Origin of the sequence: Alcanivorax sp. (genome assembly GCF_019431375.1) — a bacterium.
Taxonomy (GTDB): Bacteria; Pseudomonadota; Gammaproteobacteria; order Pseudomonadales; family Alcanivoracaceae; genus Alcanivorax; species Alcanivorax jadensis_A.
This window is the reverse complement of the sequence record NZ_CP080267.1, coordinates 551,259-575,025: the sequence shown is the minus strand read 5'-3', so window position 1 is coordinate 575,025 and position 23,767 is coordinate 551,259. Positions and strand designations below refer to the sequence as shown.

At 59.2% G+C, this 23,767-nt stretch carries 21 protein-coding genes; 12 read left to right on the top strand and 9 right to left on the bottom strand.

Annotation, left to right across the window (positions count from 1 at the left end):
- Window positions 1-119 precede the first annotated feature (119 nt).
- From KZ772_RS02550 to KZ772_RS02540, 3 genes are all read right to left on the bottom strand, one after another.
- A complete protein-coding gene (locus tag KZ772_RS02550; protein WP_290538323.1) occupies window positions 120-1,070 on the bottom strand; it encodes a rhodanese-related sulfurtransferase in 951 nt (316 codons plus the stop codon).
- Window positions 1,067-1,399 carry a BolA/IbaG family iron-sulfur metabolism protein gene (locus KZ772_RS02545; protein ID WP_290538322.1) on the bottom strand — a complete coding sequence of 111 codons (333 nt, stop codon included), beginning with the start codon at window positions 1,397-1,399 and terminating at the stop codon, window positions 1,067-1,069. The genes KZ772_RS02550 and KZ772_RS02545 overlap by 4 nt, the downstream gene beginning before the upstream one ends.
- Before the next feature lie 142 nt (window positions 1,400-1,541).
- Complete coding sequence (locus tag KZ772_RS02540; RefSeq protein WP_290538321.1) at window positions 1,542-3,065, bottom strand: carboxylesterase family protein; 1,524 nt, start codon at window positions 3,063-3,065, stop codon at window positions 1,542-1,544.
- 275 nt (window positions 3,066-3,340) lie between these two features.
- On the opposite strand from KZ772_RS02540, the gene KZ772_RS02535 reads away from it, so the two are divergent.
- Together KZ772_RS02535 and KZ772_RS02530 are read left to right on the top strand one after the other, a co-directional pair.
- Window positions 3,341-3,694: a poly(hydroxyalkanoate) granule-associated protein gene (locus KZ772_RS02535; protein ID WP_290538320.1), complete on the top strand. Its 354-nt coding sequence runs from the start codon at window positions 3,341-3,343 to the stop codon at window positions 3,692-3,694.
- A 133-nt stretch (window positions 3,695-3,827) separates the two neighbouring features.
- A complete protein-coding gene (locus KZ772_RS02530; RefSeq protein ID WP_290538319.1) occupies window positions 3,828-4,880 on the top strand; it encodes an AraC family transcriptional regulator in 1,053 nt (350 codons plus the stop codon).
- Here KZ772_RS02530 and KZ772_RS02525 read toward each other — a convergent pair.
- Window positions 4,863-5,948 carry a geranylgeranyl reductase family protein gene (locus KZ772_RS02525; RefSeq protein WP_290538318.1) on the bottom strand — a complete coding sequence of 362 codons (1,086 nt, stop codon included), beginning with the start codon at window positions 5,946-5,948 and terminating at the stop codon, window positions 4,863-4,865. The genes KZ772_RS02530 and KZ772_RS02525 overlap by 18 nt on opposite strands.
- 186 nt (window positions 5,949-6,134) lie before the next feature.
- Between KZ772_RS02525 and KZ772_RS02520 the strand changes: the two genes are divergently transcribed.
- Entirely contained in the window at window positions 6,135-7,115 is a 981-nt protein-coding gene (locus KZ772_RS02520; protein ID WP_063508027.1) for a malate dehydrogenase, read from the top strand.
- 67 nt (window positions 7,116-7,182) lie between these two features.
- Here KZ772_RS02520 and KZ772_RS02515 read toward each other — a convergent pair whose 3' ends face one another.
- The gene (locus KZ772_RS02515; protein ID WP_290538317.1) at window positions 7,183-7,770 is read right to left on the bottom strand and encodes a DUF805 domain-containing protein; all 588 of its coding nucleotides are present in this window, start codon (window positions 7,768-7,770) and stop codon (window positions 7,183-7,185) included.
- A gap of 31 nt (window positions 7,771-7,801) precedes the next feature.
- The gene (locus tag KZ772_RS02510; RefSeq protein ID WP_290538316.1) at window positions 7,802-8,212 is read right to left on the bottom strand and encodes a CBS domain-containing protein; all 411 of its coding nucleotides are present in this window, start codon (window positions 8,210-8,212) and stop codon (window positions 7,802-7,804) included.
- Between the two features lie 214 nt (window positions 8,213-8,426).
- On the opposite strand from KZ772_RS02510, the gene KZ772_RS02505 reads away from it, so the two are divergent.
- The gene (locus tag KZ772_RS02505) at window positions 8,427-8,660 is read left to right on the top strand and encodes a DUF6316 family protein (protein WP_290538315.1); all 234 of its coding nucleotides are present in this window, start codon (window positions 8,427-8,429) and stop codon (window positions 8,658-8,660) included.
- A gap of 1 nt (window position 8,661) precedes the next feature.
- Here the strand turns inward: KZ772_RS02505 and rraA are convergent, their stop codons facing one another.
- The 3 genes from rraA to KZ772_RS02490 all read right to left on the bottom strand — a co-directional run bounded on the left by rraA (window position 8,662) and on the right by KZ772_RS02490 (window position 12,120).
- Window positions 8,662-9,144 (bottom strand): ribonuclease E activity regulator RraA, encoded by a 483-nt coding sequence (rraA, locus tag KZ772_RS02500; protein ID WP_290538314.1) that lies wholly within the window; start codon window positions 9,142-9,144, stop codon window positions 8,662-8,664.
- Window positions 9,145-9,214: 70 nt separating this feature from the next.
- Window positions 9,215-9,910, bottom strand: coding sequence for an NAD(P)H-binding protein (locus tag KZ772_RS02495; RefSeq protein WP_290538313.1), 696 nt, complete (start codon window positions 9,908-9,910; stop codon window positions 9,215-9,217).
- Window positions 9,907-12,120 carry a response regulator gene (locus KZ772_RS02490; protein WP_290538312.1) on the bottom strand — a complete coding sequence of 738 codons (2,214 nt, stop codon included), beginning with the start codon at window positions 12,118-12,120 and terminating at the stop codon, window positions 9,907-9,909. Before KZ772_RS02490 ends, KZ772_RS02495 begins: the two co-directional genes overlap by 4 nt.
- Before the next feature lie 301 nt (window positions 12,121-12,421).
- Between KZ772_RS02490 and KZ772_RS02485 the strand changes: the two genes are divergently transcribed.
- The 8 genes from KZ772_RS02485 to KZ772_RS02450 all read left to right on the top strand — a co-directional run bounded on the left by KZ772_RS02485 (window position 12,422) and on the right by KZ772_RS02450 (window position 23,728).
- Entirely contained in the window at window positions 12,422-12,820 is a 399-nt protein-coding gene (locus KZ772_RS02485; RefSeq protein WP_290538311.1) for a MerR family DNA-binding transcriptional regulator, read from the top strand.
- The gene (locus tag KZ772_RS02480; protein WP_290538310.1) at window positions 12,813-13,976 is read left to right on the top strand and encodes an isovaleryl-CoA dehydrogenase; all 1,164 of its coding nucleotides are present in this window, start codon (window positions 12,813-12,815) and stop codon (window positions 13,974-13,976) included. Before KZ772_RS02485 ends, KZ772_RS02480 begins: the two co-directional genes overlap by 8 nt.
- A 113-nt stretch (window positions 13,977-14,089) precedes the next feature.
- Window positions 14,090-15,697, top strand: coding sequence for a carboxyl transferase domain-containing protein (locus KZ772_RS02475; RefSeq protein ID WP_290538309.1), 1,608 nt, complete (start codon window positions 14,090-14,092; stop codon window positions 15,695-15,697).
- A gap of 33 nt (window positions 15,698-15,730) precedes the next feature.
- Window positions 15,731-16,504, top strand: a complete 774-nt coding sequence (locus KZ772_RS02470) for an enoyl-CoA hydratase/isomerase family protein (RefSeq protein WP_290538308.1) — start codon at window positions 15,731-15,733, stop codon at window positions 16,502-16,504.
- 93 nt (window positions 16,505-16,597) lie between these two features.
- The gene (locus KZ772_RS02465) at window positions 16,598-18,547 is read left to right on the top strand and encodes a biotin carboxylase N-terminal domain-containing protein (RefSeq protein WP_290538307.1); all 1,950 of its coding nucleotides are present in this window, start codon (window positions 16,598-16,600) and stop codon (window positions 18,545-18,547) included.
- An 87-nt stretch (window positions 18,548-18,634) separates the two neighbouring features.
- Window positions 18,635-20,575: an acetoacetate--CoA ligase gene (locus KZ772_RS02460; RefSeq protein ID WP_290538306.1), complete on the top strand. Its 1,941-nt coding sequence runs from the start codon at window positions 18,635-18,637 to the stop codon at window positions 20,573-20,575.
- Between the two features lie 78 nt (window positions 20,576-20,653).
- Complete coding sequence (locus KZ772_RS02455) at window positions 20,654-21,928, top strand: hypothetical protein (RefSeq protein WP_290538305.1); 1,275 nt, start codon at window positions 20,654-20,656, stop codon at window positions 21,926-21,928.
- Between the two features lie 87 nt (window positions 21,929-22,015).
- Complete coding sequence (locus KZ772_RS02450; protein WP_290538304.1) at window positions 22,016-23,728, top strand: ShlB/FhaC/HecB family hemolysin secretion/activation protein; 1,713 nt, start codon at window positions 22,016-22,018, stop codon at window positions 23,726-23,728.
- Window positions 23,729-23,767: the final 39 nt, after the last annotated feature.

The window sequence follows — 23,767 nt, the reverse complement described above, 5'->3', positions numbered from 1 at the left end:
ATTGGTGATCCGTACCGGAAACTGGTCTCCTACAACAGGAGCGAGGTACGAGTAGCGAGTAACGAAAACAAGCTTTTTGCTCTTCGCTACTCGTCACTCGTGTCTCGAAACTGGATCACTCAGGACGGCTTGCGGGGATTCTGGCCACGATGCTGGCGGCCACGGGCGCGGGCCAGTTCGATCTGCTTCTGGCGCTCGGCAAAACGCGCCTTCTGTTCCGGTGACGATTCGTCGTAGCACTTGGGACAGGACACGCCCAGCTGGAATTTTTCCGATGCCTTTTCCTCATCACTGATCGGCCGACGGCAAGCGTGGCACTGGTCAAACTCGCCAGGATTGAGATCGTGGTCAACGGTAACCCGCTCGTCGAAGACAAAACATTCGCCTTCCCACAGGGAGTCTTCCCTGGGCATTTCCTCCAGGTATTTGAGGATGCCACCCTTCAGGTGATAGACCTCTTCAAAGCCCTGCTCTTTCAGGTAAGCGGTGGATTTTTCACAACGAATCCCGCCGGTACAGAACATGGCTACTTTCTTGTGTTTGGCCGGGTCCAGGGTGTCCTTCACATAATCGGGGAATTCCCGGAAGGTGCGGGTTTCCGGGTTGATGGCGCCCTTGAAGGTGCCCACTTCCACTTCGTAATCGTTACGGGTATCGATCAGGATGGTCTCCGGATCGCTGATCACAGCGTTCCATTCTTCCGGACTCAGGTAGGTGCCCACGGTACGGTTGGGATCAATACCCTCGACGCCCATGGTGACGATTTCCTTCTTGAGCTTGACCTTGGTACGCAGGAAGGGATGCTCGTCGTGGAAGGATTCCTTGTGCTCCAGATCTGCCAGGCGCGGATCGTCACGGAGCCAGCCAAGCACCGCATCGATGCCGGCCCGGGGCCCGGCGATGGTGCCATTGATCCCCTCATTGGCCAGTAACAGGGTGCCGCGCACATTCTGTGCAAGCATCAGCGCCAGCAGTGGCTCTCGCAACTGCTCGAAATCGTCCAGACGGACAAACTTGTACAGGGCAGCAACGACAATGCTGTCCGATCTTTCCACTTTATGCTGACTCACGCCTTGAACTCCGGATCGTGCTTGCTGCCACCAAGACAGTCAGGGGATGCACTGACTTCACCGCCCTTGGCCTGCCACTCCGCCACGGTATAGGTGTGCAGCGCCAACGCATGTACCGGCCCCGCCAGCTCGTCGGCCAGTACCTTGTAGAGCATCTGGTGGCGACGTACCGGCAGCATGCCGTCAAAGGCATCACTCACCAGCACCAGCTTGAAGTGGGTTTCCGAATTGGGCGGCACACTGTGCTTGTGGCTTTCGTTTTCCAGGACCAAATGTGCCACAGGAACGGCCTCGGAAACCTTGCGCTCGATCAATGTTGCTACGCTCATGGCACTCACCACTCTCTACTCACGCACTTGGACGTTTCGCAGATCAAAACCAGTATAGCGCGGCACTGGCGCCGCGCGGGGGGCGGTATTCTACGCGCTTTGGTTAATCCTGAGAAATGTCCGGCGATCGGACACTATCCGCTCACTCCGGCACTGGAATGATCGACGCCCAGAGGGCCTCGGCAGCCTCATCCAGCAAGCCGGCCATCTCCTCTCCGGGGCCAAGCTGACGCACCTGCCGCCGGGCGGACCAGCCCTGCCAGCCCGGGCCATCGCCGTGGGCAAACGCGCCCCAGGCATCCTGCACCTGGCGGGAAAGCGCTTTGGCAGCATCACCACCGCCGGTGAAGTACATCCCCGCTGGAGTATCGGTGACCCCAAACACGAAGGGCACATCCACCACATGGCAGGCACCCAGCGCCAGCCCAAAAGGTTCGCTCTGCCAGGTAAACTGGAAGCCCCAACAATCCGGGTTGTGGCAGCTCTGGGCATCCAGCAAACGCACCGTAGGCACCCGGAACAGACGATCGGATTCCATCGCCGAAAACACATCCAGCGGACTGCGACGGGGGTCCGGCGTTACGGTAGTGCGGTAATAATCAAATGCCCGGGCGCCATTGTCCGGCAGTCCCCGCTCGAACCGGCGCTGGATTTCCTGGTCATCCACCTCGCGCAGGGAGTCCATTTTTACCGTACCGGCCAGCACGCCAGCATATTGGAAGAAGTGGTATTCATCCTGACAGACACCGGCCAACAGTCGCTTGTCCGCAGCCGCACCGGCGGCAATGGCGTCAATCGGTAACTGCGGCAACAGATCACCATCCACCATGGGCAGAAAGTTCATCGCGAACTGTGGCGTGGTGCTACGCAGTCCCCGGTCCACCAGCACTTTTACCGCCTGGTTCTGGGCCTTGATCCAGTCTTTATGGGCGCTGTCACGGAGCTTCTCTGCGGCACTGCCTTCGCCTGGCAGCGCCGCCACAAAGGCATCGGTAACCTTGCGAACCTGCTCCGGGGCCAGGACAAAATCCGCCGCGCCGGACTGAACAATGGCTGCGTGGAACAGCGGCGCCGCCCGTGGGCATGCCAGCAAGGCGCAGACACTGAAGCCACCGGCGGACTCCCCGAATATGGTGACCCGGCTGGCGTCACCGGCAAAGCCATGGATGTTTTCCTGCACCCATTCCAGCGCCGCCAGCTGATCACGCAACCCCAGATTGGTGTCCGCCTGCAGCTCCGGCGCCACCGATGAGAAATCCGCAAAGCCCATGGCACCCAACCGGTAGGCCGCATTCACTACCACGACCCGCTGGCTGCGGGCCAGTTCCGCACCGTTGTACAACGGCTGGGAAATGGAACCGGCCAGGTAGGCGCCGCCATGGAACCAGACCATCACCGGAAAGGGCCCCTCCCCTTCAGGCACCCAGATATTCAGATACAGGCAGTCTTCGCTGGACTCGTGGACACCCATCAGTGGGTTCTTCATCTGCAGTGAAGGCTGGGGATATTGGTCAGCGGTTACCGCGTTATCACTGTTCGGCAAAGGCCGGGGCGCCTTGAAACGATGCTCACCCAGCGGCGGCAAGGCAAACGGGATGCCTCTGTATTCGGTGACACTGTTACGGCTCAGTCCCTGGTAGCGGCCCTGGCGAATCACTGCTGACATGGATGGATCCTTTTCTGATTTCTGTCTGACAGCCTTGCCCTGCCCCCGTGCGTTTTCCGTCAGGCAATGATTGGCCAGAAGCCACGATGGTAGCTACTGCAAAGGCTGGGTGTAGACCTTAGCAAATTACCTACTGATGAGTAGGCCAAACCTCATGTTTAATTGTTAGACAACATTAACGACACTGTCAGAATCCTGACTTACACTTGTTCACGCCCTCGCAGCCACCGCCAGAGGGCTTTGCTAATCCATTTTTTCTAGGAGGGAAGCCCCCCATGAGCAACGCTACGATCGAGCAACTCAACGAGCGCTATGAACAAGTTACCACCGAAGCCAAAGCGGCTCTGGAAAAACTGAACACCGCCGTGCGTGGTGCCTACACCCGTCTGGAAGAAAACGGCAACGAGCTGTTCCAGACCCTGGTTAAAACTGGTGAGAAGCGCCAGAAAGCCCAGAGCAAACCGCAGAAGAAAACGGCAGCCAAAAAGCAGCCGTCCCAGCTGGACGAAGTGCGCGGTAAGGTTGCCTCTGCTCTGGGTCTGCCCACCCGTGATGAAGTGGAAGCCCTGAACAAGAAGCTGGCCTCCCTGACCCGCAAGGTCAACAAACTGGCCAAAGAAGCCAAATAATCCTTCTTTGCCCCCCTCAGGGGCGGCCACGCCGCCCCTGCCCCCCGCTTTGTCTCACCTGAACCGTTGACTTCGCCGCTCGCCTCTCGTTATCTAGTGCATCCAAGAGATAACAAAAAATACGCGAGCCAAGATGTCCGCCAGCCTGTCCTCTTCACTGAAATTACGTACCGTCGCCCCTTTCTGGCTTGAATTCCTGCTGGATGCAGCCCTGCGTGCCGGTGTCGATCTGAGTGGTGCGCTAGTGGATTTGGGCATCAGCAACGACGATCTGGAAAACCCCCAATCCCGCATTGCCATGTCGGTAGAGAACCAGCTACTCAAGCAGGCCATCGAGGAGAGCGGAGACCCGCTTTTCGGCTTGCACATGGGCGAAGGCATCCGCCCGCGCTTCATGGGTGAGCTTGGCTATGCCAGCATGTCTAGCGCCACCCTCGGTGACGCCATCGAGCTGATGATCCCCTTTACCAAGGTCACCAGCGAATGTGCCCAGCTGCGCTTCGAGTGGCGCGACAAGTCCTTGTGGCTGATCTGGGAAAGCGACCTGGAAGACCTGGCCACTTATCCGACTCGTATAGATGCCAACTTCGCCGGCGCCATCACTTACGGCCGCTGGCTTATCGGCAAGGAAATGTCGCCGACCAAGGTACTGTTTCGTCACCCACCACAGGGCGATGAGCAGGAATACCAGCGAATCTTCCGCTGTGAGGTAGCCTTCGAGCAGCCCCTGAATGCCATCGTACTGGACGCCGGTTTACTGGACCTGCCCCTGCGCGATGCGGACCCGGAGATGCACAAGGTGGCACGTTCTCGCATGCAGCGGGCGGTCACCCAGTACCATGCCCGCGACAATCTGCTGGAACAGGTGCGCCTGGAGATTCAGAAACGTCTGCAGCAGGGTGTCCCGCAACTGGAGCCTATTGCCGACCAATTGGGCATCAAGCCCTGGACCCTGCGCCGCCAGCTGCGTTCAGAGAACACGGATTTTTCCAGCCTGCTGGAAGACGAACGTCGCCGCCTGGCCTGTGACTGGTTATTGCACAGCGACCGCTCGGTGAACCAGATCGCCCTGGATCTGGGCTATTCGGAACAAAGCGCTTTCAACCGGGCTTTCAAGCGTTGGTTCGGTGTCACCCCGGTGCACTACCGGGAACAACAAGGTAGCGCGTTATCCCCCGACGATTGACGCGCCGCGCCAGCGGCGCTTGCATTGCCCCAGGGTAAGCCCTTTGGCAAACCCCTCCACCAGGGTCTCCCCCAGGTTGCCCTGTAGCATACGGGTGGACAGAGGCATTAACGGGTAGAAGACCCGCGCCAGCTTCTCCACGGTCATCACCTCTTCCTGCCAACCCGCCAGCCACCAGGGGTAGCTCGCCAATTGCCCGGCAAGAATTGCCTGGGCAGCCAGCTGGCCGCTGAGAACGGCGCCATAAATCCCCTCACCCAGCAACGCTTCGGTACAACCGGCCGCATCACCGGCAAACAGGATTCTGCCCTGACACAAACGGGCCCGAGGCAGCCAGGTGCCGAGCGGGTAGCCCTGAACCCCCGAGGGACAGGCGCCCAGCCGTTGCCGACTGTAGCGATCAAGCTGCTCACGGCTCGGGGAGGCAATACCCTGACGCCACACGTAAAGACCGACGTTGACGTGATCTCCCTTGGGGAAAAGCCAGCCGTAGCCTCCCTTGATTGCCGCAAAATCCAGTGTCATACCCGGATAGCGAGAGAGCCGATCTCGAGGTACACGCCCCTCGATGGCCACGGCGCCGGCATAACGGCGCTCCCCCAACAATTTGCGCACCGGGCTGTGGGCACCGTCGGCGGCAATCAGTGCCTCAGCATGAAAGCGCTCTCCCTCACGAGTAGTCAGCATTACAGAGCGACCATCCTGCCGCAGGGACGCAATCCCTCGAGTTTCCACAAAGCTGGCTCCCTGATGCCGTGCCTGTTGCCGGCAGAACGCATCCAGTTCGGCCCGTTCGGTCATCACACAAAAAGGGCTTGGTGCGTGCAGCACCTGGCTGTTGGCAGGAAAGCGCCCGACCCAGAGTGTGGACACCACTTCACGGACAACAGGTGCGATGGAGAAGCGGTAGCGATTCAGGGTCTTTGCCGTCACCCCGCCAGCGCAGGGTTTCCCCTGTCCGGCAGGCCGTGACAGGACCAGCACACGCCGCCCCGCCGCTGCCAGGTCCCAGGCGGCAGCACAACCGGCCTGGGCAGCACCAACCACCACTACATCCCATTTCGTCATTCATTGCCTCGTATTAAATCAGCCCACTCCGGGATAGGACCTCGGTCCAAGTATGAATAGGCCTGTGCTTCCTTTATAATGCGCCCCGTCCGGGACCCCTGACCCATGGCGGTATTCGCCATTGCTCAGTGGCTCCCCAGGTTTCAGCCCCATAAGTTCTCCCGAATTCAAGCTAGGAGATTGTTAATGAAAGCACCCGTACGCGTAGCCGTTACCGGCGCCGCTGGCCAAATCAGCTATTCCCTGCTGTTCCGTATCGCCTCCGGCGACATGCTCGGCAAAGACCAGCCCGTTATCCTGCAACTGCTGGAAATCACCCCCGCCATGGAAGCCCTGAAGGGCGTTATCATGGAACTGGAAGATGGTGCTTTCCCGCTGGTCGCCGGCATTGTTGGCACCGACGATGCCAACGTGGCCTTCAAGGACGCCAACTACGCGTTGCTGGTTGGTGCTCGTCCGCGTGGTCCGGGCATGGAGCGTAAAGATCTGCTGGAAGCCAACGCAGCAATCTTCTCCGCCCAGGGTAAAGCCATCAACGACAACGCCAGCAAGGACATCAAGGTGCTGGTTGTCGGCAACCCGGCCAACACCAATGCCCTGATCGCCCAGCGCAATGCGCCGGACATCAACCCCCGTCAGTTTACTGCCATGACCCGTCTGGACCACAACCGTGGCATGGCGCAACTGGCCAATAAACTGGGCAAGACGGTCAACGACATCACCAAGATGACCATCTGGGGCAACCACTCCTCTACCCAGTACCCTGATCTGCACCACTGCGAAGTGGACGGCAAAGTGGCCATCGACCAGGTTGAGCAGGACTGGTACGAAGGCACTTACATTCCGGAAGTGCAACAGCGTGGCGCCGCCATCATCAAGGCCCGCGGTGCGTCCTCTGCCGCTTCCGCAGCCTCTGCGGCTGTTGACCACATGCGTTCCTGGGCCCTCGGTACTGCCGATGGTGACTGGGTTTCCATGGGCATCTACAGCGACGGTTCCTACGGCATCCAGGAAGGCCTGATCTACTCCTTCCCCTGCACCTGCAAGGATGGCGACTGGAGCATCGTTCAGGGTCTGGAAGTGAACGATTTCTCCCGTGGCAAGATGGAAGCCACCGAGAAGGAACTGGCGGAAGAACGTGACGCCGTTTCCCACCTGCTGCCGTAAGGTTTTGCAGGTATAAAAAAGGGGCTCTTCGGAGCCCCTTTTTTTATGGTCGATCTAGCAAGATTACTCAGTAGTCGTAGTCGTACTGCATTTCGGAGGCGGCCTGGGCACGCTCCACGTATTGATTGTAGGCTGGCAATGCCACTGCCATCAGTAGCCCGATATAACCCACGAACAACACTGCCACCACCACAAACGCCGCTATCACACCGCCGCTGTTGGCCACCGGCTTGGGGCCGAATTTGTTCGGACCCTTGGTGCCCGGCATGAAGATCAACAGCAACCCCATGATCAGATTCACGATGGGGACCAGGAACAACAGTACAAACCAGCCGCTGGCATTGATGTCATTCAACCGGCGAATCGCATAGATCACCGTCATCACCAGAATAAACAGCATCACCACCATAGCCAGCAAACCCAGCAACATGGTGGCGCCGGAATTGGCAGAAGCGCTGTCAAAGCCGCCCATGAACCCTGCAAGAATGCCACCCACAACCGCAATCGCCAGGTAGGACAACATGGTCAGGCCAAAGGCATAGACCACATAACGCATGCGTCCGATACGACCTGACGCCGCGAGCAACTTCGGTTGGTAGTCTTCATCAACATTGACGGAGACATCCGCAGATGGCGCCTGATAAGGCTGGTTCATGATTCCCCCCCAGGGATTATTACCAATAGAATTAAAGAGTGTGCCGGCGGCTGAAATCATCCATTGCACGCAACAGGTCACGACGGCTGATCTGGCCCACCAGGCGACCACCTTCCAGCACAGGCAAGCGGCGGCGGTGGTCGGCCAGAAACACTTCCGCCACATCCAGAATGGAGGTTTCCCCGGTCACCGTCTGCAGATCCACACTCATGTATTCCTTCACCGGTCCGATTTCCGTGCCGTGGTAGCTGGCTTCCAGAGCGCCTTTCAGGCAGTCGGATTCAGAGAAGACACCCACCAGACGGCCGTTTTCATCAACCACAGGCGCACCGGAAATCTTGTGTTCCAGAAACACACGAATGGCTTCGTTAACCGACATTTCCGGTGTGATGGTAACCAGGCGGCGGGTCATATAGTCCGCCACTTTAATGGACTTGAGCATAATGGCTTCCCTGTTATTGGCGACCAATGGGCCGGGTTCGTCTGCCTGACGCTCCCGTCATAGGGCGGCGCAACCAGCCTCCTTTATAGCAGAAAACAGCTATAAGACCACCGCATTCCACCGCATATCAGCATAAGACGAACGGCTGTGGCAAAGCAGCCACTATAGGAGTATTTTTGCAGAAAAAATAAAAACCTATGGAAAGGGGTACACAATGAACCGCAGAAAAGAGGATGTAACGACCTGCACCAGGTTTCGTAGTGACCGATTTTTCACCGAGGGCAGCCAGTGGTACTTCGCTACAAGGGAAAATACTATCGAAGGCCCCTTTAGCAGCCGCGAAGAAGCAGAAAATGGCCTGATGCTTTACCTGAGAGACATTCAGGCCAAAGAGAGCTTCGGCCTGAAGCCGGCCCGGGTACCCGGAAACCCGGGTATCAGGCAGTAAATTACAGTAATGCCTTCGGTGCAGTAATGATGCCGTTGTTATCTGCGTAGATATACTCGCCAGATTTAAAGGTAACACCACCGAAGGTCACATCAATATCAACCTGGCCTTCTCCGCGGCGCACAGATTTGATCGGTACACAGCCCAGCGTGACAACGCCAAGATCCAGCTTGGCCAGTTCGTCCACATCCCGGCAGGCACCGTAGATGATCACCCCTTCCCAGCCATTCTTGACCGCGTTTTCAGCGATCATGTCGCCGATCAGGGCATTGCGGAGACTCCCGCCACCGTCAACTACCAGCACTTTACCCTTACCGTCGGTGCCCAGGTGTTCCTTGACTCGGCTGTTGTCCTCGAAACATTTTACCGTGACGATTTCACCGCCGAAGGCACTGCGCCCCCCGTAGCTGAACCAGTTATGGCCGGTTACGACAGAAACACTGTCTGCGTTGTCGTCACACAGATCACAGGTCACAAAGGTCATACTGACTCCTTAACACAGTGGCGATTACGTTGTTGCGGACGGGAAGGCGGCCCTACTCCATCCGTTTTCACTACTCGCCTTTCACTTCTCGTTGATTACGGAACTTGCCGGCAAAAACCAGAAAATCCCGATAGCGTAATTTATAAAGACCGGTCTGCGGCCCTTCCAGCGCCATGCCCACCATGGCATCCGCCACTTTGTGGCTGTCCACTGGCAACCAGTGGGCATCGGTCCAGCGGGTCAGCGGCTCGATGACCCGATTGAAGATATTGCCCCAATCTTCCGCCGGGCGCCGGTCTTCACGCTGCCCACGCAACAGGGACGGCTGCAGGATGGCCAGTAGCGGCAACTCCAGCTTGATCAGAGCTCTTTCCGCCTGCCCTTTTACCCGGGAATAGAAAAACGGAGAGCGGGCGTTGGCATTGATCGCTGACACCACCAAAAAGCGCTGCACACCGGCACGCAGAGCCATTTGCCCAGCCAGCACCACCAGATCATGATCCACATGGCGGAAAGCCTGCCGGGACCCGGCCTTCTTCATGGTGGTACCCAGGCAACAGAACACATCATCCACCTGAAAATGTGACTGATAGGCTTCCATGTCATCCAGGTCAATCACTTGCACATCCAGCTTGGGATGCTCCACGGAGAGGGGCCGCCGACACAGTACCCGTACCTGTTCATATTCGTCGCTTTCCAGCAGATTGGTGAGGCAATCGTTGCCCACCAGTCCTGTTGCCCCCAGCAGCAAGGCTTTTCTTGTCATTCTTCATCCTCATCTTGGTCCGGCTCCGCTGGCAACCAGCGCCGCAAAACCGTCTCCAGTGCGTCCAGGTGCACTGGTTTCGCCAGAAAATCATCCATTCCCGCCGCCAGGCAACGCGCCTGTACCCCTTCCGCTGTGTTGGCGGTGATTGCCACCACCGGGGTGCGCAGCCCATCGTTCTGTTTCTCTCGCTCACGGAGCTGACGGGTCACCTCAAAGCCGTCCATTTCCGGCATCATGCAATCCATCAGAATCAGATCGAAGCCCTCCTGGTCCACCAGGGCCAGGGCAGTTTCTCCATTACTGACAGTTTTCACCTGATAGCCCAGCTTGCTGAGCATGCCTCGGGTAACCAGCTGGTTGACCTCGTTATCTTCCACCAGCATCAGCCGGAATTGCTTGCGCCGCTGGCGTTCCTCGCGGGTTTGCATGGGCGCATCGCCCACCGGCTGCTGACGCTGCAGCCCCACCAGGCGAGCCAGGGCGCTACGCAGACTGCGACGATGGGCCGGACGCACCAGCACCACCAGATCATGTTTATCGATTAACTTCTGTACCGCCGGGGTGCCGCGCTCTTCAATGGTAGCCAGCAGGATCAGGCGTACCGGCCGTAGGGACGGATCTTCCAACACGTTGCGGCACAGGTTCAGGGCCAGTTCCGGCCGCGTCCAGGTATCCACCAGCAGCAGGTCGAAATCGCTGTGTTCCCGGTGTCCGGCTCGCAGCGCCTGCAGGGCATGGTCGTACCCCTGGGCGGAGGAGCACTGACAATCCAGGGTTTCCAGTTCTTCCTGCAGGCAGGCCACGGTCCCTGAGGCCGCACCGACTACCACAGCCTCGGCGCCGTCCAAGGCCCGCACCAGATCCTGGGCTTCACGCATGTCCGGTTGCATCTGCACCGGCACCGTAAACCAGAAGGTGGAGCCCTCGCCCGGCACGCTCTCTGCGCCCAGGGTGCCGCCCATGGCGTCGATCAGCCCCTTGCAGACCAGCAAGCCGAAACCGGTATGGCGGCTGCTGTAAACATCCTGCCCTTCATCAATAAAGCGATCCTGGAACAGATGGCGCAGGGTTTCCGGGTCCATGCCCACGCCCTGGTCGCTGAGTCGTACCCGCAGTACGCCATTGCTTTCACTTTCCACGGTGAAGTCCACATCCAGGCGGATCTCACCGTTATCACTGAACTTGATGGCGTTGCTGAACAGGTTGTTGAGCACCTGCATCAGGCGCTCGCGATCCCCGCGAATGCGCTTGGGCAACAACCGGTCGATCACGCAGGTAAGCTCTAGCCCCGTGTTCTGGGCCATGGGGCCGAACGCTTCCAGAGCCTGCTCAATGGCGGTGCGGAAATCGAAGAATTCGGAATTGAGGGTGATCCGGCGGGACAGGATACGGGAATAATCGAGCACGTCGTCAATCAGTGACAGCAACAACTTGCCGCTGCGCCCCGCCACCTGCAGGTAATCCTTCTGTTCATCGTCCAGGCGGGTATCTTCCAGCAGCGACATCATCCCCATCAGCGAATTCATCGGCGTGCGCAACTCATGGGCCAGCCGGTAGACCAGACTGAGCTGCACCTCCGTACTGCTGCGAACCGGCTGCTGATTGCTACTTTCGCCCCGTCCGCGACGCTCACGGGTCATGGCATGCCAGAAGGTTTCATACTGGCCGCGGTAGAGCCGGAACAGATAGAACGCATAAATGCTGATCATGATCGCGATCACCCAGTCGTGCAGTGACCCGGTGATCAGCAGTACCAGCACTGTGGGCAGAAACATCAGCACGATATACGCCTGACGCACCCGCAGACCGGCCATCCAGGAGCTACCCAGGGCCGTGGTGACACCAACGTTATAAAGCAGTACCGCGAAGAAGTTGAAGCCGGAGCCCAGTCGCCAGGCCAGCCAGGCCGGGAGTATCCCCCACAGCAGGGCATGCATGGCCAAGCCGACACCAAACAACTTGCGCCAGCGTGCCGGCCCCGAGCCATAGAGGGCATCGAAACGGGCAACCAGCCATAATCGATAGGCGGTGACAGCCAAAACGGCCCCGCCTCCAATGAGCGCTTCCAGTTCGAAACTCTGATAGACCTGCCCCCAGGCGAAAACCAGGGCATAAATCAGAAGGGCCGCCAAAACACCCATCAGGGAATTCTTGGCGGCCCCATAATCGACGCGCTTGAGAACCTTGCGATCTTTCTTGTATGTCACCGTGTCGTGTTCCGTGGAACGTTTCCGGACAATGTGGCGCTACGTTAGCACTGCTTTTCCGGGCTGGCTACTCCGCCGCGCACGATCCCGCGCAATCAACAGCAGCAAAAGAAGAAAAAGCCCACCACCGGCGACATGGTAATGCCGCCCCTACCAACAACAATGACATGCCCAGAGGGATGTAATGGCCAGAACCAATGGTAGCTGTGCCATCACCGACTCAACGTCACACTCCCTTTCACGGATCAAAAGGCTACACCAAATACTTTACGTTAACGTAAACTTCCCCTACTCTTTTTCCATGAGTAAAAAACAGACCTACAGCATCGGCGAGCTGGCCCGGGAATTTGACGTTACCACCCGCACCATCCGCTTTTACGAAGACCAGGGCCTGGTAGCCCCGGAGCGTCGCGGCCAGACACGGGTTTACACCCCCGCTGACCGGGTCACCCTGAAACTGATCCTACGCGGCAAACGGCTAGGGTTCTCCCTGGCCGAATCCCGGGAACTGATCGGCATGTACCAGCCGCAGAGCGACAATCGCAGCCAGTTGCTCGCCCTGCAGGAAAAAATTCACCAGCGCCGCGAACAGCTTGATCAGCAGCTGCGTGATATTCAGCTACTTCAACAGGAACTGGATGACGCAGAACAGCGCTGCCTGGAAAGTCTTAATCAACTGGAGTCCAAGACCCATGTTTAACAGCACCTTCAACTTCCACTTGGGCGAGACCATTGACGCCCTGCGTGATACTGCTCGCGCCTTCGCCCAGAAGGAAATCGCACCCATCGCCGCCGAAATCGACCGCAGCAATGAGTTTCCCCTGGAGATGTGGAAGAAAATGGGTGATCTCGGTCTGCTGGGCATTACTGCCGGCGAAGAATACGGCGGCGCCAACATGGGTTATCTGGCTCACACCATCGTGGTGGAAGAAATTTCCCGCGCCTCCGCCTCCATCGGCCTGTCCTACGGCGCCCACTCCAACCTGTGCGTCAACCAGATTGCCATCAACGGCAGCGCCGAGCAGAAGGAGAAATACCTGCCCAAGCTGATCAGCGGCGAGCATATCGGTGCCCTGGCCATGAGCGAGCCCGGTGCCGGGTCCGATGTAGTCAGCATGAAGCTGCGCGCCGACAAGAAAGGCGACCGCTACATCCTCAATGGCAACAAGATGTGGATCACCAACGGTCCCGACGCCCACACCTATGTGATTTACGCCAAGACCGATACCAGCGCCGGCCCCCGTGGCATCACCGCCTTTATCGTCGAGCGTGATTTCCCCGGTTTTTCCCGGGCCCAGAAGCTGGACAAGCTGGGCATGCGTGGTTCCAACACCTGTGAGCTGGTGTTCGAAGATTGCGAAGTCCCCGCCGAAAATATCCTCGGCAAGGAGAACGAAGGCGTGAAGGTGTTGATGAGCGGCCTGGATTACGAGCGCACCATTCTGTCCGGTGGCCCGGTGGGCGTGATGCAGGCCTGCATGGACGAAGTGGTGCCCTACATCCACGAACGTAAACAGTTCGGCCAGGCCATTGGCGAATTCCAGCTGATGCAGGGCAAGGTCGCCGACATGTACGTGATGCTCAATACCAGCCGCAGCTACCTCTATCACGTGGCCCAGGCCTGTGACCGGGGCGAGACTAACCGCAAGGATGCCGCCGGCGTAATCCTCTACTGTGCCGAGAACGCCACCAAAATGGCTCTGGAAGCGATCCAGACCCTGGGCGGCAACGGTTACATCAACGACTACAACACCGGCCGCCTGCTGCGCGACGCCAAGCTCTATGAAATCGGTGCCGGCACCAGTGAAATCCGCCGCATGTTGATCGGTCGCGAGCTGTTTAACGAGACCGCCTGACCTGGCCAGCAAAAGAAATTTTCACCACAGAGGGCACAGAGTTCACTGAGGAAAACCTTGTCTCTGTGTGCTCTGTGAACTCTGTGGTAAGAAACGGTTTTTGCGAGACTCCTATGCCCAAGATCAATAGCCAGATCAATCCCGCCAGCCCGGAGTTCCAGGCCAACCGGGAACATAACCTGACACTGCGCCAGCAGCTTCAGGAAAAACTGGACCACATTGCCCACGGTGGCGGCGAGGCCGCCGAGCAGCGCCTGCGCGAGCGCGGCAAGCTGCCGGTGCGCGAACGCATTAATCTTCTGCTGGATCCGGGCTCCCCGTTTCTGGAGATTTCTGCCCTGGCCGCCGAGGGCGTCTATGGCGAAGACGTTCCTGCCGCAGGCTGTGTCGGCGGTATCGGCCAAATCCACGGTGTGGAATGCATGATCGTGGCCAACGATCCCTCGGTAAAAGGCGGCAGCTACTACCCCCTCACCGTGAAAAAACACCTGCGCGCCCAGGCCATCGCCGCCGAAAACCGGCTGCCCTGCGTGTACCTGGTGGACTCCGGCGGCGCCAACCTGCCCCGCCAGGATGAGGTGTTCCCGGACCGGGATCACTTCGGCCGCATCTTCTTCAACATGGCCAACATGTCTGCCCGTGGCATCCCCCAGATCAGTGTGGTGCTGGGCTCCTGTACCGCCGGCGGCGCCTATGTGCCGGCCATGGCCGACGAAGTGATCATGGTGAAGGAACAGGCCACCATTTTCCTGGCCGGGCCGCCGCTGGTGAAGGCCGCCACCGGCGAGGTAGTCACCGCCGAGGAGCTGGGGGGCGCCAACCTGCACTGCGAACAGTCCGGCGTGGCCGACCATCTGGCCGACGACGAACCCCATGCCCTGGAGCTGGCCCGTCGCTCCATCGCGCACCTGAACTGGCACAAACCGGATCAGGTAAAACGTCAGCCGGTGCGCCCGCCGGCTTATGATCCGCAGGAACTCTACGGCGTGATCCCCACGACGACTCGCCAACCCATGCCGGCCCGGGAGCTGATTGCCCGTATCGTGGACGGCTCGGAACTGGATGAATTCAAGGCCCGTTACGGCACCACCCTGGTGTGCGGCTTTGCCCACATCCACGGCTACCCGGTGGGCATTCTCGCCAACGATGGTGTGCTCTACTCCGAATCCGCCCAGAAAGGCGCGCACTTTATCGAGCTGTGCAACCAGCGAAAGATTCCATTGCTGTTCCTGCAGAACATCACCGGTTTCATGGTGGGCAAGAAATACGAATCCGAAGGCATCGCCAAACACGGCGCCAAGATGGTCAATGCCGTGGCCTGTGCCAGCGTTCCCAAGTTTACCGTGATTACCGGTGGCAGCTTCGGTGCCGGCAATTACGGCATGTGCGGGCGCGCCTACGATCCACGCTTCATGTTCATGTGGCCCAATGCCCGTATTTGCGTGATGGGCGGTGAACAGGCCGCCAGCGTGCTTACCCAGGTAAAGCAGGCCTCGCTGGAGAAGAAAGGTCAGCAATGGAACGATGAGGAAGCCGCCGCCTTCCAGGCGGATATGACCGATCGCTACGAACAAATGTCCCAGCCCTGGTATGCCAGCGCGCGATTGTGGGACGACGGTGTGATCGACCCCACTGACACCCGTGATGTGTTGGGTCTGGCCATCTCCGCCAGCCTCAATGCTCCCATTGAAGAGACACGCTACGGCGTGTTCCGGATGTGAGCATGACGCCCGACACAAAACAGGAAGCGAGCTATGAGCGTTAACACCTTGATCGAGGGCCCGGTTGCCCGGATTACCCTGAATAACCCGGACAAGCGAAATGCGTTCGAAGACAGCATTATTGCCTCGCTGACAGAGGCCTTTGCACAAGCCGGCAACGATGACGCTGTGCGCGTGGTGGTGTTGCAGGCCGCCGGCAAGCATTTCTCCGCAGGAGCAGACCTGAACTGGATGCGCGCCATGGGCAAGCTGGATGCGCAACAGAACCGCGACGATGCATTGAAGCTGGCGCGGCTGATGCAGTCTATCGACCAGTGCCCCAAGCCTGTTATCGCCCGGGTTCAGGGCGCAGCCTTTGGCGGTGCTCTGGGGCTGATCTGCGCCGCCGACATGGCGGTGGCCGCCGACAATGCCCGCTTCTGCCTCAGCGAAGTGAAGCTGGGCATCGTGCCAGCGGTGATCAGCCCCTATGTGGTGCGGGCTATGGGCGCCCGGCAGGCCAATCGTTATTTCATGACGGCGGAAGTGATCCCCGCCGAGCGGGCCGTAGCGCTGGGCATTGCCCATGAGGTCGTTCCGGAAAGCGAGCTGGACGACAGCGTGGATTCCCTGATCAACGCCCTGCTCGCCGCCGCCCCCCAAGCACAGATCGAAGCCCGCAACCTGATCGCCCGCGTCAGCCACGGCCCCATTGATCAGGCCATGCTCGACGACACCGCCGACCTGATCGCCCGGCTGCGAACCGGCGAAGAAGGCCAGGAAGGGCTGAGTGCCTTTCTGGAAAAACGAACACCCAACTGGATCTGATCCACTACCCGTAGGAGCGTCGCTGGCGGCGCGATAAGCCACGACGGAATCGCGCCGCCAGCGACGCTCCTACGGCAGGACAAAGGCAACACCATGGCAAAGATAAAAAAACTCCTGATCGCCAACCGTGGCGAAATTGCCCGGCGCATTATTCGTACCTGTCGCCAGCAAGGTATCGCCACCGTGGCGGTCTACTCCGAGGCCGATGCCACACTGCCCCATGTGCGTGAAGCGGATCAGGCGGTATGCCTGGGTCCGGCACCGGCTCGGGAGAGCTATCTTGTGATCGACAAGGTGATCGCTGCAGCCAGAGACTCCGGCGCCGATGCCATCCACCCGGGTTACGGATTCCTTTCAGAGAACACCGCCTTTGCCGCCGCCTGCGAAAACGCCGGCATCATCTTTGTCGGCCCGAATGCCCGTGCCATCGACGTCATGGGCGACAAGGCCGCCGCCCGGCAATTGATGGCAACCAGCGGCGTGCCGGTATTGCCCGGTTTCGATGAAGAAGGCGCCAGTGATGACGACCTGGTTCGTGCCAGCGAGCAGGTGGGTTTTCCGCTTCTGATCAAGGCAGTCGCCGGCGGTGGCGGCAAGGGCATGCGTGTGGTCAATCACGCCAGCGAGTTTTCCGAAGCGCTGGCGGCCGCACGCCGCGAAGCCCGTAGTGCCTTCGGCGATGATCGGGTGCTGCTGGAGCGGTATCTGCCCACGGCCCGCCATGTGGAAGTGCAGGTATTCGCCGACAATCACGGCAACGCCGTACACCTTTTCGAGCGCGACTGTTCGGTACAGCGCCGCCATCAGAAAATCATTGAGGAAGCGCCAGCACCAGGCCTGGACGAGGCCACCCGGAACGCTTTTGGCAACGCCGCTGTTCAGGCCGCCAAGGCCATTGATTATCGCGGTGCCGGCACCGTCGAGTTCCTCTACGGTCCCGATGGCCAGTTCTACTTCATGGAAATGAACACTCGCCTGCAGGTAGAACATCCGGTGACGGAAATGATTACTGGCGAAGACCTGGTTGCCTGGCAGCTAGCCGTCGCCGCCGGCGAACCGCTTCCCAAAGCGCAGGATCAGATCGAGCGTCATGGCCACGCCATGGAAGTGCGCCTGTACGCGGAAAATCCTGAGCAGGGATTCCTGCCCTCCTCCGGCTTACTCAGCCATCTGCGCTGGCCCCATGAGGTGGCCCGGGTGGACGCCGGTTACGAGAATGGCGATCGGGTGGACGACCATTACGATCCCATGATCGCCAAATTGATCTGCCATGGCACATCACGCAATGAAGCCCGCCAGAAACTGATCACGGCTCTGGAAGCCCTGGAACTGAGCGGCATCCATCACAATGCGCCCTTCCTGCACCGGGTGCTCAACGACGATGCCTTCGCCGGTGGCAACCTGGATACCCGCCTTCTGGAACACCGCCCACAACTGCTGGAGGCCACCGGGACGGACCCCGAGCTTCTGGCCCTTGCCGCCAGCCAGGTATTCGCCATCGACAACACCAGCAACTCACCCTGGCAAAGCCTGCAGGGCTGGCGCCCGCTGGGCCGACGTTTCCGGCAGACCCTGCTTCAAGTGGATGGCGAGCTGGTCACGGTCCGCGAACAGGATGGCTCTGCGTCTGTGGGCGACAAGCAGGCCTCCCTGGTTGCGACGATTGATGCGCAGACCATCAACCTGCACTGGGGCAACAACGGCCTGCGCGCACGCCATGCCCACCAGGATGACAATACCCTGCTGTTGTTCGTGGCCGGCCAGGCCCATCGCATCAGCCTCAACCCCAGCCGCGAGAGTGCCCGACACGACGACGAAGCCGGCTTCATCGCGCCCATGAGCGGCACTATCGTGGCCCTGCATGTGTCAGCTGGCGATACCGTTGCTGCTGGCGATGCGGTGATTACACTGGAAGCCATGAAGATGGAGCATACCCTGCGCGCTACGGTGCCCGGGATTGTGCATGATTTTCATGTGGCAGCCGGAGACAGCGTCAGCGAAGGCACCTTGCTGGTGGAATTTGAAGAGACCGCTGAGGTTTGAGACAGTCGCGGCCGTCCGGCCGCATTGCCGACCTCATTAATACCGCCGGACACATGCTGCCGGACACCAGACACTGGGGAGAACACAATGTCCGCACCGCTTTGGCAACCGGGTGAAGCACAACAGAACAGCCGACTGGCCAGATTCTGGGAGCAGGCCCGCCAACACAGCGACCAGCCACTGGCCGATTATAATGCTCTGCATGCCTGGTCAGTGGAGCAGCCGGAGGCATTCTGGCAACAGGTGTGGGACTTTTGTGGCCTGGTGGGCGAGCCCGGCGACACCGTTCTCTCCCGCCGTGACCGTTTCCAGGACACCCGCTGGTTTCCCCAGGCTCGCCTGAACTACTCGGAAAACCTGTTACACCGCAACGATACCCACCCGGCCCTGATCAGCGTGCTGGAAGACGGCACCCGCACCCAGGTCAGTTACGCCGACCTGCGGGTGGCCGCCGGCAAGGTGGCCGCCCAGCTGCAAGCCGCCGGCGTGAAACCCGGAGACAGGGTTGCCGGCTACATGCCCAATCGTATTGAGACGGTGATCGCCGCCCTGGGCGCGGCCTGGATCGGCGCAGTATGGTCATCCTGTTCGCCGGACTTCGGCGTATCCGGCGTGCTGGACCGCTTCGGCCAGATCGAACCCAGCGTGTTGGTCGCCTGTGATGGCTACCACTACAACGGCAAGTGGATCGACTTGGGCGAGCGTATCGACGCCCTGCATGATGCCCTGAAACCGGAGTTGATGGTGGTGGTACCCGGCAAGGGCAACAGTACGCCGGTGCGACGGGCACTCATCTGGCAAACCTGGCTGGACAGCGCCGGGCCTGCACCGGACTTCGCCTCACTGCCGTTCAATCATCCACTGTTTATTCTCTATTCTTCCGGCACCACCGGGCAGCCCAAGTGCATCGTTCATGGCGCCGGCGGCACCCTGCTGCAGCAGACCAAGGAACTGCAGTTGCACGGGGATGTGGGGCCCGAGGACACCCTGTTCTATTTCACCACCTGCGGCTGGATGATGTGGAACTGGCTGATCTGCGGCCTGCACACCGGGGCCACCCTGGTGCTTTACGACGGCAACCCGGCCTACCCGAGCACCGCCCGGCTTTTCGATCTGGTGGATGACGAGGGCATCACCCATTTCGGGACCAGTGCCAAGTTCATCCAGGCTGTAGAGAAATCCGGCCTCAGGCCCCGTGAAAGCCATGATCTGGCCACCCTGCGAACGCTCTTCTCCACCGGCTCACCCTTGCTCCACGAGAGCTACGACTACCTGTATCAGCAGGTGAAACCGAATCTTCTGGTCAGCTCCATTTCCGGTGGCACCGATATCATTTCCTGCTTTGCCCTCGGCAACCCGCTGCTGCCGGTCTATCGCGGTGAATTGCAGTGCGCGGGCCTGGGCATGGATGTGGCCGTGTTTGATGACAACGGTGAGCCGCTGGCCGACAGCAAGGGCGAGCTGGTCTGCCGGCAACCCTTCCCTTCCTGCCCGATACAGTTCTGGAACGATCCAGATGGCAGCCGTTTCCACAAGGCCTACTTCGCCCGTTTTGAAGGCGTCTGGGCCCATGGCGACTATGCCCAGCTGGTGCCACATGAACAGCACAGCGGGCTGATCATTCACGGCCGTTCCGATGCGGTGCTCAACCCCGGCGGCGTGCGCATCGGCACCGCAGAAATCTACCGCCAGGTGGAAACCCTGGACGAGATTCGCGAAGCCATCGTGGTAGGCCAGGAGTGGCAAGGGGATGTGCGCGTGGTGCTGTTTGTGGTGCTGGCTGATGGTGTCAGCCTCAATGACGATCTGCAGACTCATATCCGCAAAGCTATCCGCGAAGGTGCCACGCCCCGCCATGTGCCGGCAGTGATTGCCGAGGTGCCGGAAATTCCGCGCACTGTCAGCGGCAAGATTGTCGAGCTGGCGGTTCGCGAAGTGATCCACGGTCGCCCGGTCAGTAACCGCAATGCCCTGGCCAATCCGCAGGCGCTGGAGCATTTTGCTGACCGCCCTGAGTTAGCAAAATGACCGTCCGCTTACCGGGCCATTGACGGCCCGGTTTAAAGGCGCATCATGTAGGGCTGTACCGGCTCAGTGATGTAAAAGATGAAGAATAATAAATGCTTGCCGACGTTAACGGCTGCCCTGCTGTTCCTTCTGCCGGCCCTGTCCGGCACCCTGCACGCGCAGATCATTACCCTTACCGGCGAAAGCTTCAAAGCTCTGCATGGCAAACAAGCTGGACTCTATTCGTTCTTCACCGTGCAGGATGGCCGCCTGGCGCCAGTGCCCCATCAGTGGGTGCAATGGTCTGAACAGGGTTACCCCTATTTTGAACAGGACGACAGCACCGACCTGATGGGAGACCCGGCCCGTATCGACGCCGAGGACCGTCTGCTGCTGCGCTTTGAAGATGGCGGTCAGCCGCTGGATGGCCCGGCAACTGAACAGGTGGCCGCCGAACTGGCCGTGGAGCAGGCCGGTGAAACCCGCTACTTTTACTTGGTGAAGAACGCCTACCTGCAGAATACCGACCGCTATGTGCAGTTCGACCCACAGTCCATGACCATCAAAAGTACCGACTATGCCCTGAGCATGGCGGACGGCAATTTGTTCAATTGGAGCGACTTTTATTTTCGCGGCTTTGAAGGCGAAAACGCTGAGCGCCAGAGCATCCTCGACACCTTGAAATTACGACTCAGTGCCGGCCTGTTCGGCGAAAACAATCGAATCACATTGAACAACAATAACCTGGACCCCAAGGTCAAACAGGTAATCAATGGTCCCCTCGCGGCCTTGGTTTACGCCTCAACGTCTGTGACTGTGGCCAAAGTGCCGGTGCTGCGAATCAATAATTATTTCCTGGTAATGCCCAGGCAGATGGAGATACACAGTCGTTTTACCCTACCCGGTATCGCCGAAACCGTAGTGAAGCGCCCGGCGCTGGATATCTCTCTGGATGGAAACGGGCTCTATGACAGCCAACTGATGACCAGCTGGACAGGCAATCATATGGCTATCACAGATGGCCGGCTCTCGGATGCGGAAAAAGCCATGCTCAATCAACCACTGAGAGGCGACAACTGGATTTGGTTCAGTACTGGTCGCGGATTTGATTTACTCGCCCAGCTGGCTTTCCTGAAAGGGTTTGATACTCCTGCCCGCCTCCTTTACCAAGATGATGCGACACTGGCCAACGAGCCTGAGCGTTTTCCTGGTCAACTGCCCAATGTGGGCTTTTCTTTAACCGATATTCCTTTCGGCCAGGAATTTTATTTTGTCACCCGGTTGTTCTACAGCAAGGACAGTCAGGGGCTTGTGCCCGGCGACTATGCCAACCAGCAACTGGATACAGCACGTACCAGGCTGACGTTGCAATAGCATGAGAGAAGCCAGATACGGCAGAATACTTGTCATGACCGCCGCGTGGTTTGTACAGTGAAAGTTTCCCCGGTCAGGCGTTCGTTCATGCAGGCACTGTGTTCCGATACGCAGCGGCAACAACTCTCCCGGGCCGGGTTTGATACTTCCTGGCTGGCAGTAGCCCTGTTGCTTGTCTCCTTACCGGGCTGGGCCTCCTCCCTACCTGGCGAAAGCTGCGAGCTGGTCTATGACTATGGCGACCCTGCCCTGTTTGAGTTTGTCGAGACCCGCCAGAAAGTCGATTTCAGTCTTTATCAGGGTCGCCCCATCGGCGAAATTCACTACACGGTGCTGCCCATTTTCAATGAGGACGATCCGGCAGAGGATAACTGGCTGTACCGTACTGCCAACTTTCTGCATATCGAAACCCGAGAGACCACCCTGAAAAAACAGATGATCCTGACCCGTGGCGAACCGCTGGACCGGGATCACCTCAGGGAAAATGAACGTTTGCTACGTGCTAATGACTACCTGGTTGACGCCATGATCGTGCCACACCGGGTTTGTGCAGAGCGCATTGACCTGCTGGTAGTGGTGAGAGATGTGTGGACTTTCTCACCTTCTGCTTCCGCATCTCGCTCTGGAGGTGATGACAGCACCAGTGCCGGCTTTACGGAAAGCAACTTGCTCGGCACGGGCCAGCGGGTTTCCACCGGTTACTTTGATGATGCAGATCGCAGCGGCCACTTCTTCAGCTACCGGAACCCGCTTCTTCCCTCACGGATGCAGCTGAATCTCAGCTACACCAATGCCAGCGACGGAGAATCCCTTTCCGGCGGCCTGCTTCGTCCTTTCTATCAGCTGGACAGCCGCTGGTCCGCAGGTATCGATGTACAGCGTGAGAGCCTTCTTGAGCGCATTGAGGTGAACGATCAGACGGTGAATCGCTATCGCCTTGAAGACAACCGCTACCAGGCCTTTGTCGGCTGGTCACCAGGGGTCAGTGGCAATAGCGTTACCCGCTGGCGACTGGGCATCACCGACGAGGAAGAGCGCTTCAGCGATGTGCCGGGAGAAACTACCACCCTGCCCGACGACGAGCGCCGCGTTTACCCCTGGTTATCCTGGGAATACCAGGAAAACGAGCATCTGGTGGCCTCTAACCTGAATCGTGCCCAACGCCAGGAGGATATTCGTCTGGGCTGGTACCACTTTGTGCGCATCGGCCATGCCAGCGAATCCCTGGGCAGTGATGCGGAGTCAGTCATTTTCAACCTGAGCACCAGCGACACCCGTTTTGTCCGCCAGCACCATCTCTTCCGTAGTGGCCTTTCTGCCAGCGGGCGCTATCAGGATGACGATTTTATCAGCACTATCTACGGTGCTGGCCTCAGTTATTACTATTTTCTCAACCAGAATAACCGCTGGTTCGCCCGCCTCAACCTGAATGCCGGCAGCAATCTGCGCCAGGACGAGCAGTTAACCATTGGTGGCAATGACAACCTGCGCGGCTACCCCACCAACTACCAGCGTGGCGACCGCCGCTGGGTGTTTTCCGTGGAACGACGCCGCTTCACTAACTGGCAGATCTTCAACCTTGCCTATGTCGGGGGAGCCGTCTATGTAGATGCCGGGCAAGCCTGGGAGCAAGGGCAACCCCGCGGTAGCACCCTGGCCAATGCCGGGCTGGGCCTGCGCCTCAGCCCCAGCAAGTTTCGCGTAGATCGGGTGCTGCACCTGGATGTGGCAGCCCCTCTGGTGGACCAGGATCAAGTGGACGATGTTCAGTTCATCGTGACAGGAAGGGTGGATTTCTAACGTCTGGCTGGCCGCGAGTCACGAGGTACGAGTTTCGGG

Bases quoted from the DNA above. Each gene is read 5' to 3' on its own strand.
- KZ772_RS02475 (WP_290538309.1), top strand. From the start codon at position 14,090: ATGCCCAAGATCAATAGCCAGATCAATCCCGCCAGCCCGGAGTTCCAG.
- KZ772_RS02520 (WP_063508027.1), top strand. From the start codon at position 6,135: ATGAAAGCACCCGTACGCGTAGCCGTTACCGGCGCCGCTGGCCAAATC.
- KZ772_RS02525 (WP_290538318.1), bottom strand. From the start codon at position 5,948: ATGACGAAATGGGATGTAGTGGTGGTTGGTGCTGCCCAGGCCGGTTGT.
- KZ772_RS02495 (WP_290538313.1), bottom strand. From the start codon at position 9,910: ATGACAAGAAAAGCCTTGCTGCTGGGGGCAACAGGACTGGTGGGCAAC.
- KZ772_RS02470 (WP_290538308.1), top strand. From the start codon at position 15,731: ATGAGCGTTAACACCTTGATCGAGGGCCCGGTTGCCCGGATTACCCTG.
- KZ772_RS02505 (WP_290538315.1), top strand. From the start codon at position 8,427: ATGAACCGCAGAAAAGAGGATGTAACGACCTGCACCAGGTTTCGTAGT.
- KZ772_RS02465 (WP_290538307.1), top strand. From the start codon at position 16,598: ATGGCAAAGATAAAAAAACTCCTGATCGCCAACCGTGGCGAAATTGCC.
- KZ772_RS02455 (WP_290538305.1), top strand. From the start codon at position 20,654: ATGAAGAATAATAAATGCTTGCCGACGTTAACGGCTGCCCTGCTGTTC.
- KZ772_RS02515 (WP_290538317.1), bottom strand. From the start codon at position 7,770: ATGAACCAGCCTTATCAGGCGCCATCTGCGGATGTCTCCGTCAATGTT.
- KZ772_RS02485 (WP_290538311.1), top strand. From the start codon at position 12,422: ATGAGTAAAAAACAGACCTACAGCATCGGCGAGCTGGCCCGGGAATTT.
- KZ772_RS02545 (WP_290538322.1), bottom strand. From the start codon at position 1,399: ATGAGCGTAGCAACATTGATCGAGCGCAAGGTTTCCGAGGCCGTTCCT.
- KZ772_RS02460 (WP_290538306.1), top strand. From the start codon at position 18,635: ATGTCCGCACCGCTTTGGCAACCGGGTGAAGCACAACAGAACAGCCGA.
- rraA (WP_290538314.1), bottom strand. From the start codon at position 9,144: ATGACCTTTGTGACCTGTGATCTGTGTGACGACAACGCAGACAGTGTT.
- KZ772_RS02535 (WP_290538320.1), top strand. From the start codon at position 3,341: ATGAGCAACGCTACGATCGAGCAACTCAACGAGCGCTATGAACAAGTT.
- KZ772_RS02540 (WP_290538321.1), bottom strand. From the start codon at position 3,065: ATGTCAGCAGTGATTCGCCAGGGCCGCTACCAGGGACTGAGCCGTAAC.
- KZ772_RS02530 (WP_290538319.1), top strand. From the start codon at position 3,828: ATGTCCGCCAGCCTGTCCTCTTCACTGAAATTACGTACCGTCGCCCCT.
- KZ772_RS02450 (WP_290538304.1), top strand. From the start codon at position 22,016: ATGCAGGCACTGTGTTCCGATACGCAGCGGCAACAACTCTCCCGGGCC.
- KZ772_RS02510 (WP_290538316.1), bottom strand. From the start codon at position 8,212: ATGCTCAAGTCCATTAAAGTGGCGGACTATATGACCCGCCGCCTGGTT.
- KZ772_RS02480 (WP_290538310.1), top strand. From the start codon at position 12,813: ATGTTTAACAGCACCTTCAACTTCCACTTGGGCGAGACCATTGACGCC.